General features: G+C 63.1%; 15 protein-coding genes. 2 read left to right on the top strand and 13 right to left on the bottom strand.

Annotation, left to right across the window (positions count from 1 at the left end; translation table 11 throughout):
* Nucleotides 1-7: 7 nt before the first annotated feature.
* The 9 genes from ahcY to ACE3OA_RS03190 form a co-directional block, all read right to left on the bottom strand.
* Nucleotides 8-1,303 carry an adenosylhomocysteinase gene (gene ahcY, locus ACE3OA_RS03230; RefSeq protein ID WP_374307808.1) on the bottom strand — a complete coding sequence of 432 codons (1,296 nt, stop codon included), beginning with the start codon at nucleotides 1,301-1,303 and terminating at the stop codon, nucleotides 8-10.
* Between the two features lie 129 nt (nucleotides 1,304-1,432).
* On the bottom strand, nucleotides 1,433-2,092 hold the full coding sequence (locus ACE3OA_RS03225; RefSeq protein WP_374307806.1) for a TIGR02117 family protein: 660 nt from the start codon (nucleotides 2,090-2,092) through the stop codon (nucleotides 1,433-1,435).
* Between the two features lie 12 nt (nucleotides 2,093-2,104).
* On the bottom strand, nucleotides 2,105-3,844 hold the full coding sequence (ptsP, locus tag ACE3OA_RS03220) for a phosphoenolpyruvate--protein phosphotransferase (protein WP_374307804.1): 1,740 nt from the start codon (nucleotides 3,842-3,844) through the stop codon (nucleotides 2,105-2,107).
* 67 nt (nucleotides 3,845-3,911) lie between these two features.
* Complete coding sequence (locus ACE3OA_RS03215) at nucleotides 3,912-4,193, bottom strand: HPr family phosphocarrier protein (protein WP_374307802.1); 282 nt, start codon at nucleotides 4,191-4,193, stop codon at nucleotides 3,912-3,914.
* A 13-nt stretch (nucleotides 4,194-4,206) separates the two neighbouring features.
* The gene (locus tag ACE3OA_RS03210; RefSeq protein WP_374309202.1) at nucleotides 4,207-4,614 is read right to left on the bottom strand and encodes a PTS sugar transporter subunit IIA; all 408 of its coding nucleotides are present in this window, start codon (nucleotides 4,612-4,614) and stop codon (nucleotides 4,207-4,209) included.
* 121 nt (nucleotides 4,615-4,735) lie between these two features.
* Nucleotides 4,736-5,674, bottom strand: coding sequence for an RNase adapter RapZ (gene rapZ, locus ACE3OA_RS03205; protein WP_374307800.1), 939 nt, complete (start codon nucleotides 5,672-5,674; stop codon nucleotides 4,736-4,738).
* A gap of 15 nt (nucleotides 5,675-5,689) precedes the next feature.
* Nucleotides 5,690-6,151 carry an HPr kinase/phosphorylase gene (locus tag ACE3OA_RS03200; RefSeq protein WP_374307798.1) on the bottom strand — a complete coding sequence of 154 codons (462 nt, stop codon included), beginning with the start codon at nucleotides 6,149-6,151 and terminating at the stop codon, nucleotides 5,690-5,692.
* A 7-nt stretch (nucleotides 6,152-6,158) separates the two neighbouring features.
* Nucleotides 6,159-7,967, bottom strand: coding sequence for a stimulus-sensing domain-containing protein (locus ACE3OA_RS03195; protein ID WP_374307796.1), 1,809 nt, complete (start codon nucleotides 7,965-7,967; stop codon nucleotides 6,159-6,161).
* Nucleotides 7,968-7,991: 24 nt separating this feature from the next.
* Complete coding sequence (locus ACE3OA_RS03190; RefSeq protein WP_374307794.1) at nucleotides 7,992-8,687, bottom strand: response regulator transcription factor; 696 nt, start codon at nucleotides 8,685-8,687, stop codon at nucleotides 7,992-7,994.
* Between the two features lie 181 nt (nucleotides 8,688-8,868).
* On the opposite strand from ACE3OA_RS03190, the gene ACE3OA_RS03185 reads away from it, so the two are divergent.
* Nucleotides 8,869-9,330: a pyridoxamine 5'-phosphate oxidase family protein gene (locus tag ACE3OA_RS03185; RefSeq protein WP_374307792.1), complete on the top strand. Its 462-nt coding sequence runs from the start codon at nucleotides 8,869-8,871 to the stop codon at nucleotides 9,328-9,330.
* Between the two features lie 66 nt (nucleotides 9,331-9,396).
* On the opposite strand, the gene ACE3OA_RS03180 is transcribed toward ACE3OA_RS03185, so the two are convergent.
* On the bottom strand, nucleotides 9,397-10,137 hold the full coding sequence (locus ACE3OA_RS03180; protein ID WP_374307789.1) for a corrinoid protein: 741 nt from the start codon (nucleotides 10,135-10,137) through the stop codon (nucleotides 9,397-9,399).
* A gap of 338 nt (nucleotides 10,138-10,475) precedes the next feature.
* On the opposite strand from ACE3OA_RS03180, the gene hutH reads away from it, so the two are divergent.
* A complete protein-coding gene (gene hutH, locus ACE3OA_RS03175) occupies nucleotides 10,476-12,002 on the top strand; it encodes a histidine ammonia-lyase (protein ID WP_374307787.1) in 1,527 nt (508 codons plus the stop codon).
* 4 nt (nucleotides 12,003-12,006) lie between these two features.
* Here hutH and ACE3OA_RS03170 read toward each other — a convergent pair whose 3' ends face one another.
* The 3 genes from ACE3OA_RS03170 to ACE3OA_RS03160 all read right to left on the bottom strand — a co-directional run bounded on the left by ACE3OA_RS03170 (nucleotide 12,007) and on the right by ACE3OA_RS03160 (nucleotide 14,118).
* Nucleotides 12,007-12,504, bottom strand: coding sequence for a PAS domain-containing protein (locus ACE3OA_RS03170; protein ID WP_374307785.1), 498 nt, complete (start codon nucleotides 12,502-12,504; stop codon nucleotides 12,007-12,009).
* An 86-nt stretch (nucleotides 12,505-12,590) separates the two neighbouring features.
* Nucleotides 12,591-13,199 (bottom strand): 2-hydroxychromene-2-carboxylate isomerase, encoded by a 609-nt coding sequence (locus tag ACE3OA_RS03165; RefSeq protein ID WP_374307783.1) that lies wholly within the window; start codon nucleotides 13,197-13,199, stop codon nucleotides 12,591-12,593.
* A 121-nt stretch (nucleotides 13,200-13,320) separates the two neighbouring features.
* The gene (locus tag ACE3OA_RS03160; protein WP_374307781.1) at nucleotides 13,321-14,118 is read right to left on the bottom strand and encodes a 2-keto-4-pentenoate hydratase; all 798 of its coding nucleotides are present in this window, start codon (nucleotides 14,116-14,118) and stop codon (nucleotides 13,321-13,323) included.
* Nucleotides 14,119-14,141: the final 23 nt, after the last annotated feature.

Below are 14,141 nucleotides of genomic sequence, written 5' to 3'. Positions count from 1 at the left end.
CGCAGCATCAGTAACGGTAATGTTCCGGCTTGAACGGACCGGCCTGGGCAACACCCAGATAGGCAGCCTGCTTGTCGCTGAGCTTGGTGAGCTTGGCGCCGACCTTCTCGAGATGCAGGAAGGCCACTTTCTCATCGAGATGCTTGGGCAGCACATAGACTTCGTTCTTGTAGGACTTATGGTTGGTCCACAGCTCGATCTGCGCCAGCACCTGGTTGGTGAAGGAGGCGGACATGACGAAGCTGGGATGGCCGGTGGCGCAGCCCAGATTGACCAGGCGGCCTTCGGCCAGCACCAGGATGCGGCGTCCGGTCGGGAATTCGACCTCGTCCACTTGCGGCTTCACATTGTGCCATTTGAAGTTGCGCAGGCCCGCGATCTGAATTTCGCTGTCGAAGTGGCCGATATTGCAGACGATCGCCCGGTCCTTCATTTCTCGCATATGATCGACGGTGATGACGTCGACGCAGCCGGTGGCGGTGACGAAGATATCGCCACGGGTGGCGGCATCTTCCATCGTCGTGACCTCATAGCCTTCCATGGCGGCCTGCAGGGCACAGATCGGGTCGGCTTCGGTCACCAGCACGCGGCAGCCGGCATGGCGCAGGCTCTCGGCCGAACCCTTGCCCACGTCGCCGAAACCGGCAACGACCGCGACCTTGCCGGCCATCATGACGTCGGTGGCGCGACGGATGGCGTCGACCAGGCTCTCGCGGCAGCCATATTTGTTGTCGAACTTCGACTTGGTGACGCTGTCGTTGACGTTGATCGCCGGAACCTTGAGCGAGCCGTCCTTCTGCATCTGATAGAGGCGATGGACACCGGTCGTGGTCTCTTCGGAGATGCCTTTGATCTCCTTCAGCATGTCCGGATACTTGTCATGCATGATCTGGGTGAGATCGCCGCCGTCGTCGAGGATCATGTTGGGCTTCCAGCCGCCCGGACCCGTGATGGTCGCCTCGATGCACCACCAGAATTCCTCTTCCGACATGCCCTTCCAGGCGAAGACGGGAATGCCCTTGTCGGCGATGGCGGCAGCGGCATGGTCCTGCGTCGAGAAGATGTTGCAGGACGACCAGCGCACTTCGGCGCCCAAGGCCACCAGCGTTTCGATCAGCACGGCCGTCTGAATGGTCATGTGCAGGCAGCCAGCGATACGGGCGCCTTTGAGCGGCTGCTTCTTGCCGAACTCGGCGCGCAGCGACATGAGGCCCGGCATCTCCGTCTCGGCGATGGCGATCTCCTTATGGCCCCATTCGGCGAGGCTGATATCTTTCACTTTGTAGTCTTGGGCGGCGGCCATGTGAGCGTCTCCATCAGATAAAGATTTATTTATATGCCGCCGTATAGCAGCCCGCAAAGCGCCCGGCAAGCCTTGCTTTTATAGCGTCGATAAACCTACCAAATCATTGAGATAGCTGGGGAATAAGACCTATTCCTGCTCGATCAGTCCCATTACCTGGAAAGAAAATGGCGACCAGAGCGCCATTCGCTGTCCAGACGCCTGCAGCGCCTCGGCCGTCCAGACATTGCAGGTCCGGAACAGGGAGTAATGGCCGACAGCGCTATAGAAGGCATCATCAGGCCCGTAGCCAGGAAGGTCCTCGCGGTGCGGTCGCCCGGCCAGGCTGGCATCAATGAAGGCAAACAGCGCGGCGCTCCCGGCAACATCTGTCCGCACCTCCCGGCAATTTTCCCTTCCCGCGGGATCGCCGCTATAGCTCACATGGAGCACGCTGCTGTCGCGCCAGGTGAGCGCGCTGAGGACCGGGCCCGGTCGGATGTCGCCCCATTCCCTGGTGCTGGCATAAAAGCCCCGCGCACCCCAACCCAGCGCGACATGGCTCGCGGTCGTGATGTCTCCGGCGAAGTCCTGCGGCGGGAAATAGCTGAACCAGTCACGCCCGCCACCCGCCGCCGGCAGGACGAGATCGACATGAACGCCGTTGTCGCAGGCATAGAAGCTGTAGTCGCGCGGGCCAATGACGGCCCGTGCATGGCCGGGAACCAGACCCAGCAGGATGGCGGCCAGGACGTACGACAAGCCGCCACCGATGATGGCAATAGACGTCCATTTGAGAAGGCGGCGCATCGCCGGGTCGCGTCAGACCGCCAGGGCGTTGAAATCGTCGAGCAGCATGGCGATGCGGCCGCTGTCCCACTGATCCATGATCAGCCGGGCGCAGCGCGTCGCTGCCACATAGTCAATGTTGCGGATGCGCTGCTTGACGCGCGGCAGGTTGACCGGCGCCATGGACAGATCCTGGATGCCGAGGCCCAGCAGCAGCGGCGCGAATTTCGGATCGCCGGCGATTTCGCCGCAGACGCTGATGGGAATACGCGCGCGCAAGGCCGCTTCGGTGGCAAACTGGATCAGGCGCAGAACCGCCGGATGCAGCGGATTGTAAAGATGCGCCACCTGCTCCTCGCCGCGATCGATGGCCAACGTGTACTGGGTGAGGTCGTTCGACCCGACGGCGAAGAAATCCGAGACCTGCGCCAGCGCATCGGCGGCAAGTGCCGCTCCCGGCACTTCGATCATGACGCCCATCGGCGGTGGTGTCTCCGCCATCTTGACGCCGCGGCGCTTCAGGCGTTTGGCCACCTGCAGCAGGATCTCGCGCACCTGCTTCACTTCGCCGAGTGACGAGATCATCGGCAACAGAATACGGACCGGGCCGAAGGCGCTGGCGCGCAGAATCGCGGCCAACTGTGTTTCGAGGAGGCCTCGCTCCTGCAAGCCCAGGCGAATGGCGCGCAGGCCCAGGGCCGGATTGGCCGCATCGCCCAGACGTTCCCGCAACGAGGGCGCCAGCTTGTCACCGCCGACATCGAGCGTGCGGATGGTGACGGGCTTTCCGTCCATGCCCTCGACAATGGCGCGATAAGCTTCGACCTGCTCGTCTTCTGTGGGAAGATCAGCGCGGTTCATATAGAGGAATTCGGAGCGCAACAGGCCGACGCCTTCGGCCCCCGCGGCCAGCGCCATGTCCAGTTCGCGCGGCAATTCGAGATTGACCAGCATGCCGATGCGCTGGCCGTCGCGAGTGACGGCCGGCAATTTCTTGAGGCGCGAAAGAATGCGCTCGGTCTTCTCCAACTCCAACTGGCGGCGATGGAACTCTTCCAGGCGCGATGGCGTCGGGTTGATGAAGATGCGGCCGCCGGCGCCATCGATGATGATGGTGTCGCCGGTCACAACCGCCGTGGAAAGCCCAGCTAGGCCCAGCACTGCCGGCAATGCCAGCGAGCGTGCCATGATCGCGGTATGGCTTTCCGCACCGCCCAGTTCGGTGGCAAAACCATGAATGCGCTTCGGATCGAGCAGCGCCGTATCGGCCGGCGTCAACTCCTCGGCGATGACGATGGCGCCTTCGGGCAGGTGCTTGAAGGCTTCGAAGGGCGTCTTGGTAAGGTTGCGCAACAGCCGGTCACCGACTTCGCGCACATCCTTGGCCCGGGCGGAAAGATAGGGGTCGTTGAGATGCTCGAAATCATGCGCGACCGAATTGATTTCGGCCTGCACGGCAGCCTCGGCGTTCTGTTGCGTCTCGGTGATGCGCTTTTCGACCCCGCGCACGATGCGCGAGCCGGACAGCATCTGCATATGCGCGTCGAGCAGGAACTCGAGTTCTTCGGCCGCTGCGCCGTGAAGTTCGGCACTCTTCTTCTTCAGCTTGCGCAGCTGGCGTTCGGACTTGGCCAAGGCCTCGCGGAAGCGTTCCAGCTCAGCTTCGACCGCATTCTCGGCGACTTCGTAATCGGGCACATTGACGACACCGATCTCGACGACATGGGCCTCGCCGATAGCGATGCCGGCGGAAACGCCAAGGCCTTCAAGCATGACCTCGCGACCCGCTGCGGTCTTGTCCCTGGCGGCTTTTTGACTGCGGCGCGGCGGTCGCTGCGCCTCACTCTTCATCGAACTTGCGCTTGATCAGGTCGAGCAGGGCATCGATCGCTTCCCTGGCATCATTGCCGTTGGCGCGAATCTCGAGCTCCGTGCCGATGCTGGCGGCCAGCATCATCAGCCCCATGATAGAACCGCCGCTTACATCCATTTCGCCCTTGGTGACGCGGATGTCAGCGTTGTAGGCGCCGGCCGTCTTGACGAACTTCGCAGCCGCGCGGGCGTGCAGCCCCTTCTGGTTGGAGATCTGGGCGCGAGCGGTGAGTGTGTCGGTGGCAGACATCGGCACCTCCCCTTCAGCATTCGCTGGCTTTGAGCAGCTGCGAAGCGACGTTGATATATTTGCGCCCCGCTTCCTGCGCCGCCGTGACGGCACCGGTCAGTGGCAAGGTGCCGCGCACGCTGGCAAGCTTGATCAGCATCGGCAGGTTGACCCCTGCCACAACTTCGACATTGGCCTTGTCGAGAGTCGAGATGGCGAGATTGGACGGCGTGCCGCCGAACATGTCGGTCAGCAGCACCACGCCCTTGCCTTGATCACATTTTGCGACCGCCTCGAGGATCTCGCGACGGCGCTGCTCCATATCGTCTTCCGGCCCGATGCAGATAGCGACGGCAGCGGCCTGCTTGCCGACGACATGCTCCAAGGCAGCGAGAAATTCGGCGGCAAGATTGCCATGCGTCACCAGGACGATGCCGATCAGTTGAGTTTGAACCACGCATACCCCCAAATTAGATCGACCGCATCGGCCTGCCGCGGGCCATTTGCCCATGGGCGACCGTCGCGGCCCTCCGTATCGACGCCTTCAATGCGGACTGCGCCCGTCATCCTGCGGCGCGTCCAACATCGCGGTGTCGCAGCGTGACCGATCGGCCACGCTCTCTAAGCCAGTCCGCCAGCTTGCCCGCCACGAAGACAGAGCGATGCCGGCCGCCGGTGCAACCGATGGCGATGGTCAGATAGCTCTTTCCTTCGCCCTCATACCCCGGCAAGAGGGGCCACAATAGGGAAGTCAGGGCCGCAAAGAAACCGGGGAAAGCTGGGTCTGCCTCAATGGCGCGGCCAACCGCCGCATCTTGCCCTGACAATGGCCTAAGTGCCGGATCATAATAGGGATTTTCCAGAAAGCGGACATCAAACACCAGGTCCGCCTCGCGCGGCAACCCCTGCTTATAGGAGAAGGACAGGATGGTGAGGGCCAGATCCGGCTGCGCCGCGAGGCCAAAATGGCCCGCCAGCATACCCTTGAGATCGCCGATGGCCGTGTCGCTGGTATCCAGCACCAAGTCGGCCTCAGTGCGCACCGGGCGCATCAATTGCCGCTCGCGCAGGATGCCGTCGCCGACGGGCCGGTCCTGGGCCAGCGGATGCCGCCGCCGCGTCTCGGTATAGCGTCGCCGCAGGACCTCATCCTCGCAATCGAGGAAGACGAGCGTTACGCGGAAACGCTTGTCCGATTTCAGCTGCCGCACCAGGTCGATGAAGCCGTCACCCGAGAATCCGCTGGTGCGGGAATCGATGCCGAGCGCGATCGGCTTGCTCATCGCCGGCAGGCTTGCCTGGCCGAGCCCCGCGACCAGGTGCGGGATCAGATCCAGCGGCATGTTATCGACCGCTTCGTAGCCGATATCCTCAAGGCATTTGAGCGCAGTCAAACGGCCGGCGCCCGCGAGGCCCGTCACCAGAATGATATGGCGCCGCAGCGAACGGGGATCGACATCGCCGCCTTCCAGCACCGGCACAACTGAATCAGCTTGCGACATTGGCGTTCCGCAGGATCATTCACGACCTAGAATATGACCAGGACCACAACGCACTGCAAGGCGCAGCTTGGCCGTGGCCGACAATGAAAAGGGATCAAGCTTCAGCAGCGGCGCTTTCAAGCCAAGATATTCCGCGCTCTGCGCTGCCGGCAACCGGTCGATCTGGGCGCGATCCTTCATGTCGACGACCCAAGCGAGCAACTGAGGCACATCGACATGCGGCACCTGCGCCAGGCCAAGGCCGCGGGCTTCGATATAGCCCTTGAGCCTTTCCGGCATGACTTCCGGTACGCCGATCAGCAGACGCTCGCCGTCGCGATGCAACTCCACCTGTTCGTCGCTGATCAATTTCGCACCCTCGTCGATGAGACGCAGCGCCAGATCCGAACGGCCGCTGCCGGACGGGCCACGCAGCAGGACGCCCTTGCCATCGATTGAAACCGCCACACCGTCGATGCGAAGCGATGCTGTCGTCAACGCGGCCTCACGCGGCCGGCAAGGTTACGGTGAAACGGGCGCCGACGATCCGACCAGCCGCATCCTTGCGATTGTCGGCCTTGAGCGTGCCGCCATAGGCTTCGACGATCTGCTTGGAAATCGAGAGCCCAAGGCCCGAATGCGTCCCGAATTTTTCGCCCTTGGGTCGCTCGGAATAGAAGCGTTCGAAAATGGCACCGAGCTTGTCAGGCGGAATGCCGGGACCTTCGTCTTCGACCGTGAGAACCACTTGGCGACCGACCCGACGCGCCGCCAGCAGGATGCCCCCCTTTGGCGGGCTGAAAGATATGGCATTGGCAACGAGGTTGCGCACGACCTGGCCGAGGCGTCCCTCGGTTCCCAGCACCGCCAGCGCATCGCCGTCGGGCAGTTGCGTGCGGATGATCGGTGCCGATTCCCGTCCCGTCGCGGTGTGGATGTCCGCGACCGCCAGCACGAGGTCGCGCAGATTGACCGGCTGCGCCTCGACGCGCGACATCTCAGCATCGATGCGCGAGGCATCGGAGATATCGGTGATGAGGCGGTCCAGGCGCTGCACGTCATCGAGGATGATGCTCATCAGCTTCTTCTGCTGCAACGGATCTTCGACGCGCGCCACCGTCTCGACGGCACTGCGCAGGGAGGTCAGCGGATTCTTGATCTCATGCGCCACGTCCGCCGCGAAGCCTTCGATCGCATCCATACGTCGCCAGACGGCCTCGGTCATGTCGCGCAAGGCACCGGAAAGATCGCCGATCTCGTCGCCACGCGCGGAGAGGTCGGGAATGGATTTCTGGCGCCCCTTGTCGCGGCGCACGCGGTCCGCCGCGTCGGCGAGGCGATGGATCGGCAAGGCGATGGTGCTGGCAAGATAAAGCGAGAGCAACACGGTGACGCCGAGCGCGATACCGGAAACGCCGAGAATGGTGAGGCGTGTGTCGCGCAAGGTCGCTTCGATATCATCGCCGGGCTTGGTCAGCAGCAAGGCACCCAACACCTGCCGATAGCGCTGCACGGGTACGGCGGCCGACAGAATCATCTTACCCTTGCCGGCATCACGCACGAAGGTCGCCGCCTCGCCACCCATCGCCTTGACCACTTCCTCATAGTCAGTGGCGTTCTGCACCGCCGCTTCCTGATAAGGCTTCAGGATACGGCTGTTGGGCAGGCGGTCGAAGACCCAATCATAGGCACCGGCGACCCATTTCCACACCAGGCTCTCATTGGGATCGAGCGGCGGCAGCGGCGTGATGGTGACGATGCCGCCGGGGCCGGAGAGCAGGAAGCTGTCGGCAATGAGGATTCCGTCGGGCGTAAAAAGCCGCGCCCGCGTCTTGGAGACATCGACCAGACGGCGGATGGTTTGACGCGAGGTTTCAGGTACGAGCTTTTCGTCACCCAGCGCCCCGGTCGCAACACCGCTCGCCGCCAAGGCACCGGAAAAGAGCGAGCCTTCGGTCTTCAACAATTCCAGTTCGGATTGCAGCAGGCTGTCGCGATAGGTCGGCAGATAGAGCAGGCCCAGCACCGGCACCAGCAATGCCATAATGTTGAGCACGAGGATGCGGCGGGTCAGCGGCGATTGCGATAATGACCGGCGCGATGCCGGCAGGCGCTTCTGTTTAGGCTTCGCCTCGCGCGCGCGCGTTTCCGGTACCGGCCGAGCCCGCGCCGGCTTTATCTCCGGCTCGCTACGCTGTTCTGCCGGCGCCGCCGGTTGCCGCGCCCAGAACTTCTTCTTGGCCGGCGCTGGCCGCGTCGAAGAAAGCGGCAGGCGCCAACGCTCGATCTCGTCGCTGCGCGAAGCCTCGCTCATCGTGAGGAACGCGCTGCCGGCATATCAATTCTCTTTGTAGCGATAGCCGACGCCATAGAGTGTCTCGATATGGTTGAACTCGCCGATCACCGCCTTGAACTTCTTGCGCAGCCGCTTGATGTGGCTGTCGATCGTGCGGTCATCGACATAGATGTTTTCGCCGTAAGCCGAATCCATCAGCTGGTCGCGGCTTTTCACATGGCCGGGGCGCTGCGCCAGCGCCTTCAACAGCAGGAACTCGGTGACGGTGAGCTCGATCGGCTGGCCGTCCCAGGTGCACAGATGCCGGGTCGGGTCCATCATCAGCGGCCCACGCAGCATGGCCGCTTCGCCAGTCTGCGCCGTCGTATTGCGGCTTTCCTCGCGGCGCAGGATGCTGCGGATGCGCTCGATCAGCAGGCGCTGCGAGAATGGCTTCTTGATGTAGTCGTCGGCGCCCATGCGCAGACCCATCAGCTCATCGACCTCATCATCCTTCGAGGTGAGGAAGATGACCGGCAGGGACGAGGTCTTGCGCAGCTTCTCGAGCAGTTCCATGCCGTCCATGCGCGGCATCTTGATATCCAGCACGGCAAGGTCGACCGGCTGCGCGGAAAGCCCGCGCAGGGCCTCGGCGCCATCGCTATAGGTGCGGACGGCAAAGCCCTCCGCCTCCAGGGTGATGGTCACGGAGGTGAGAATGTTGCGGTCGTCGTCAACCAGCGCAATTGTCTGCGGCACGGGATACCCTCCTTGGCGTGCGAACCAGTATAGAATTCAGCGGACCTTGCCAAGATTGCCGCCAATGATGACAGAAATGGGGCGCAATCGGCACAATTGCTAGGCCAAGTGATTGGCAGGCAAAGATTCTACCAGAAAACCGCCAACACCCGGCGGGATTCCCAGAGTGAGAGCTGCGGGCATGAACGAACCTATTGATCCAAAAAGAGAAATCATCAGATTGATGCAGTTGCCCAAGGCTGCCTTCGGTACCCTGGCCAGCCGAGAGAGCGGCAATTACCCGTCCGTCAGCCTCGTGGTGCCGGCGCTGGACGATACGGGCATGCCCCTGCTGCTGCTCTCGGACCTCTCCGACCATGTGCGCAATCTCGGCAACAGTCCTCGCGCCTCGCTGCTTTTTGACGGCACCGGCGGCATTGAGGAACCCCTCACCGGCCCCCGGGTCACCCTGCTCGGCGAGGTTTCGGTCACGGCCGATGCGCAGCACCGGACGCAATATCTGGCCGCCCGGCCGGAAACGGCTTTCTACGCCGATTTCAAGGATTTCCGCTTCTATCGCTTCAGCGCCGTCGAGGCCCTCTTGGTCGCAGGCTTCGGGCGCATTCATCGTCTTTCGGCGGCGGAGTTGTGGCCACAGGCGTAGTGCCATACGAAAAACCCCGCGACCTTGCGGTCGCGGGGTCTTCGCACTTCCGGTCCTGCGACCGATTTACTTCTTGGCGAGAGCCGAACCCTGGCGTTTGGCCATGAAGGCCTTGGCGGTTTCGACGGCCACGGCCGCGTCGCGGCAATAAGCGTCGGCGCCCACCGAATTGGCGAAAGCTTCGTTGAGCGGCGCGCCGCCGACGAGGACGACGTAGTCGTTGCGGATGCCCTTTTCGATCATCGCATCAACCACGACCTTCATATAGGGCATGGTGGTGGTGAGCAGCGCCGACATGCCGAGAATATCCGGCTGATGCTCTTCGATCGCTTCGAGGTACTTCTCGACCGGGTTGTTGATGCCGAGGTCGATCACTTCGAAGCCGGCGCCTTCCATCATCATGGAGACGAGGTTCTTGCCGATGTCGTGGATGTCGCCCTTCACCGTGCCGATGACCATCTTGCCGACCTTGGGCGCGCCGGTTTCGGCGAGCAGCGGGCGCAGGATAAACATGCCGGCCTTCATGGCGTTGGCGGCCAGCAGCACTTCGGGCACGAACAGGATGCCGTCGCGGAAGTCGACACCGACGATGCGCATGCCTTCGACCAGCGCCTTCGTGAGGATGTCGTAGGGCGTCCAGCCGCGATCGAGGAAGATGCGCACGGCCGCTTCGATCTCTTCCTTGAGACCGTCATAGAGGTCGTCATGTACCTGCTGGACGAGTTCCTCGTCATTCAGCGTGTTTAGGTCGAGCTCACCGTCATTGGCCATGGTCACACCTTCGCCTTTGGCATGTTGTTCATTCAAGGTCGGTGCGATCCTGGACCGCCCACCCTAATCTCTCGTTAAGAACCGGCGACAAACTGCCCGCTCGTTCGAAATTTCGCAACAGGCGTAACGGCTTTCCCGGTCTGGAGGCCGTGCCGCCGCGACACGCATTGTCCGGGGAACGACAGGCTTTTCGCGCATCTGCGTCAGCAGCGTCGGATCGATAGCCTGCGGTCATCCATGCAGTAGAAGAATTCATGCACCGGCTTCGTCGCCCCATCGCTTCGCTCCACGAGCCATGCCGGTAGCCCCTTCTGGGAGTTGCGAGTCGCCGCGCCAACTTGTATATACAAGCCTAGACAAGCAGGAGACCGACCATGACCGAGACCTTCACCCTGACCCCCGGGACGCTCACCCTCCCCGAACTGCGCCGGGTCTGGCGTAATGGCCTCAGCCTGGCCATCGACGCCAAGGCGTTTCCGGACATTGATGCCTCGGCGGCGACCGTCCAGGCGATCCTTGACCAGCACAAGACGGCCTACGGGATCAATACCGGCTTCGGGTCGCTCGCCCATACCCGCATCCCGGACGACCAGGTGACGGAACTGCAGCGCCGTCTGGTGCTGTCCCATGCCGCCGGCATCGGCCCGCTGCTCGGCGACGACATCGTCCGCCTCATCATGATTCTCAAGATCAATGGCCTGGCGCGTGGCTTCTCCGGCATCAGGCGCGAGGTCATTCAGGCCTTGGTCAGCCTGCTCAATGCCGAGATCTATCCGCTCATTCCCTCGAAAGGCTCGGTCGGCGCCTCCGGCGATTTGGCACCGCTCGCACATCTTTCTCAGGCGCTGCTCGGCGTCGGCGCCGTGCGGCACCGCGGCGAGACCATCGGCGCTGTCGAAGGACTGCATCGCGCCGGCCTGAAGCCACTCACCCTGGCGGCCAAGGAGGGACTCGCCCTTCTCAACGGCACGCAGGTCTCGACCGCCCTTGCCGTCGCCGGTCTTTTTGCCGCCGAGGACAATTTCCTCGCTGGCCTTGGTGCCGGCGCCATGACGACGGATGCAACGCTTGGCAGCGACACGCCGTTCGATCCGCGCATCCACGCCATTCGCGGCCAGTTGGGCCAGATCGAGGTGGCGGCGGCACTCAAGAAGCTGATGGACGGCAGCCCCTTGCGCGCGAGCCACGTCGATTGCGACCGCGTGCAGGACCCCTATTCGCTGCGCTGCCAGCCGCAGGTGATGGGAGCAGCCCTCGACATGCTGCGCCATGCCGCCAGCATCATCGGCCGCGAAGTGAATGCGGTCAGCGACAATCCACTGGTCTTTGCCAAGGAGGGCGACGTGCTCTCAGGCGGCAATTTCCACGCCGAGCCCATCGCCATGGCGGCCGATTGCATCGCCATCGCCGTGGCGGAAATCGGCGCCTTGTCCGAACGTCGCATCGCCATGCTGACCGATGCGCGCATGAGCAACCTTCCAGCCTTCCTGGTACCGGAGCCCGGCCTCAATTCCGGCTTCATGATCGCCCATGTCACCGCAGCGGCCCTCGCCTCGGAAAACAAATGCCTTGCCCATCCGGCCAGCGTCGATTCACTGCCGACCTCGGCCAATCAGGAAGACCATGTCTCCATGGCGACCCATGGCGCGCGGCGCCTGCTCGACATGACTGACAACACCGCCGGTATCGTCGCCATCGAGATTCTCTGTGCCGCGCAGGGCATCGATCTCCGGCGGCCGGTCGAAACCAGCCAGCCCCTCCGCCGCGTCATGGAGACGTTGCGCGCTAAGGTGGCGTTCTGGGACATCGACCGCGAGATGGCGCCCGACATCGCCGCCGCCAAGGAACTGGTCAGCAGCGCGCTCTTCCGCGAAATCACCCCGCTCCGCGCCGTGCTCTAGGGCGTCAGCGCGCCGGCTTCACCGGCAGAACATGATCCATCTCAGTGAGGCTCAGCGTCAGGTGTTCATAGGCGATGGTGTGGTCGACACGGATGCCGTCATTGGACAGCGGAAAGACGGCGACCCGGTAGGGTATCTCGACGTCCGCGGTGCGGAAGCGGCAGGTGCCGCCGATCGGCTTCTTCTCGCGCACGATCTCGCGGTAGATTTCCTGCCAATCGGTATCGCTCTCTGAATCGAAGGCGAGCTCGTCGAGATAGCGGCCGGTATAGTCGAAGCCGGCACTGCGCGCACAGGCCGTGCCGACAATGCTGTATTTCACCCGCAGCGGATCATGCTCGATCCGCGCCATGATGATCTGCGGCAGCAGTTCCTTGATATCGGCCGGATCGATATCGGCGCGCGACGGCATGGCGCGGCTGCCCCGCTTTTCCAGCCAATAGGCCTCCAGTCTCAGCAGCGGCTGCGAACCGAGATCGGCGATGTGCGCGGCGCGAATCATTCCGACGTTCCGATTTGTCCTGGATCTTGATTTCCGAACGGTACTATTGTCGGCATGATGGGTGAGCGCAACCGGGATGCGCGCACTCAGGCGGCATCCCGGCCCAGATGGTGCTGCAGCAGCACCAGCCGGTCGTTGCCCCAGAAGACCTCGCCATCGACGACGAAAGTGGGAACGCCAAAGGCGCCGGCTTCGACCGCGGCCTCGATGGTGCGCCGATGCAGCGCCTCGGTTTCCTTGTCGTCGATGAGAGATACTAGTCGCGCGCCATCGAGGCCGGCCTCGTCGGCAAGCCGGGCAAGATCATGATCGGTCAGCATCTGCGCGCCGCCGCCGAAGGCCGCATCGAACAGCCGCCGCGAATAGGCCGCGACATCGCCCACCCTTGCCGCCGCCACCGCCGCCATGTTGACGCGGCGCCAATCGATCACCTTCCAGGCCGGCTCACGGTACGGGATGCCGTAGAAGGCCGCCCAGCGCGCGGCATCTTCCGATCGGTATTCCGGCAGATACTGAACCGAGACAGCTTCCTGCTTGAACGGCGTCAGTCCGCGCGCGCGCATCAGGTCTTCCGAGAGCAGCGGCCGCCAACGGATGGCGACATGCCCGATCGCCTCAAGATGCGCCACCTGGCTTTGCGCCAGATAGCAATAGCGGCTGCCGATCGCATAGTAGAAGTCGACGATGCGCGCCATGAGCCTTCAAGCCTCCGGAAAGATGACGGTCGGTTGACACCGACAATCTTTCGCTTCTACGACCCGGACGTCAAGAAGCTCCCCCGGAACCTAATATGAGGGTGCCTAATATGAGGGAGGCTTATTTGAGATTGACGCAAACCCGCCCGAGCCCCGGGAACTCCGCGACGATGGCATCACCCGGCGCAATCCCAAGCGGCGTGATGCAGGTGCCGGTGGTAATCACCTCACCGGCCTTCAAGCCCGGCCCGCGCTTGGCGCGCTCATTGGCAAGCCAAGTGAGGGCGAGGCTGGGATCGCCCAGCGCATTGGCGCCCTTGCCTTCCGCGGCGATGGCGCCGTTCTTGAAGACGCGTACCGGCTGGTTGGGCAGATCCAGCGCCGCCCAATCCTCGACCTTCCCTCCCAACACGAACCAGGAAGCAAAGGCATCGTCCGCCGCGATCTGTGCGGGCCCAATGCTGTCGAAGGGCTCGAACCGAGCGTCCGGAATCTCGATCGCCAGAAATAGATCCGCGACCGCCGCGCGCACCTCATCGACGTCATAGACGGCGGCGCGCTGCGGCAGATCGCGTCCCATGCGAAAGGCGAATTCGGCTTCGACGACCAGCATCTGCAAGGGCGCGGCCGGCAGGCCGGCGCCATCCTGCAGAACAAAATCCGCAAAGAGTCGCCCGGCAAGCGGTTCCGTGACACCGATATGCTTCTGTCCGGCGGCACTGGTGGCGGCGATCTTCCAGCCGAAGACCGGCTGGCTTGCAAGCGCCGCCATCGCCTCCTGCACGGCATAGCCCTCATCAAGGCTCGATGGCTTGCAATCCGCCGGCAGCGCCGACAAACGCTCCTGCGCCAGCCTTTTCCGCCACAGGATATCCGCAGCCTTGTCGATGGAAGCCTGGTTGATCGATATCCGGGTCATGTCGTTTGGCTCATCAATTGGAT

It is taken from the genome of Dongia sp., from assembly GCF_041906375.1.
Classification (GTDB): domain Bacteria; phylum Pseudomonadota; class Alphaproteobacteria; order Dongiales; family Dongiaceae; genus Dongia.
The sequence above is the reverse complement of the archived record's forward strand: the minus strand, read 5'-3'. Positions and strand labels throughout refer to the sequence as shown.

Excerpts from the sequence above, each read along its gene's own strand:
- ahcY (WP_374307808.1), bottom strand. The coding sequence starts at position 1,303 with ATGGCCGCCGCCCAAGACTACAAAGTGAAAGATATCAGCCTCGCCGAA.
- ACE3OA_RS03225 (WP_374307806.1), bottom strand. The coding sequence starts at position 2,092 with ATGCGCCGCCTTCTCAAATGGACGTCTATTGCCATCATCGGTGGCGGC.
- ptsP (WP_374307804.1), bottom strand. The coding sequence starts at position 3,844 with ATGCTTGAAGGCCTTGGCGTTTCCGCCGGCATCGCTATCGGCGAGGCC.
- ACE3OA_RS03215 (WP_374307802.1), bottom strand. The coding sequence starts at position 4,193 with ATGTCTGCCACCGACACACTCACCGCTCGCGCCCAGATCTCCAACCAG.
- rapZ (WP_374307800.1), bottom strand. The coding sequence starts at position 5,674 with ATGTCGCAAGCTGATTCAGTTGTGCCGGTGCTGGAAGGCGGCGATGTC.
- ACE3OA_RS03195 (WP_374307796.1), bottom strand. The coding sequence starts at position 7,967 with ATGAGCGAGGCTTCGCGCAGCGACGAGATCGAGCGTTGGCGCCTGCCG.
- ACE3OA_RS03185 (WP_374307792.1), top strand. The coding sequence starts at position 8,869 with ATGAACGAACCTATTGATCCAAAAAGAGAAATCATCAGATTGATGCAG.
- hutH (WP_374307787.1), top strand. The coding sequence starts at position 10,476 with ATGACCGAGACCTTCACCCTGACCCCCGGGACGCTCACCCTCCCCGAA.
- ACE3OA_RS03170 (WP_374307785.1), bottom strand. The coding sequence starts at position 12,504 with ATGATTCGCGCCGCGCACATCGCCGATCTCGGTTCGCAGCCGCTGCTG.
- ACE3OA_RS03165 (WP_374307783.1), bottom strand. The coding sequence starts at position 13,199 with ATGGCGCGCATCGTCGACTTCTACTATGCGATCGGCAGCCGCTATTGC.
- ACE3OA_RS03160 (WP_374307781.1), bottom strand. The coding sequence starts at position 14,118 with ATGACCCGGATATCGATCAACCAGGCTTCCATCGACAAGGCTGCGGAT.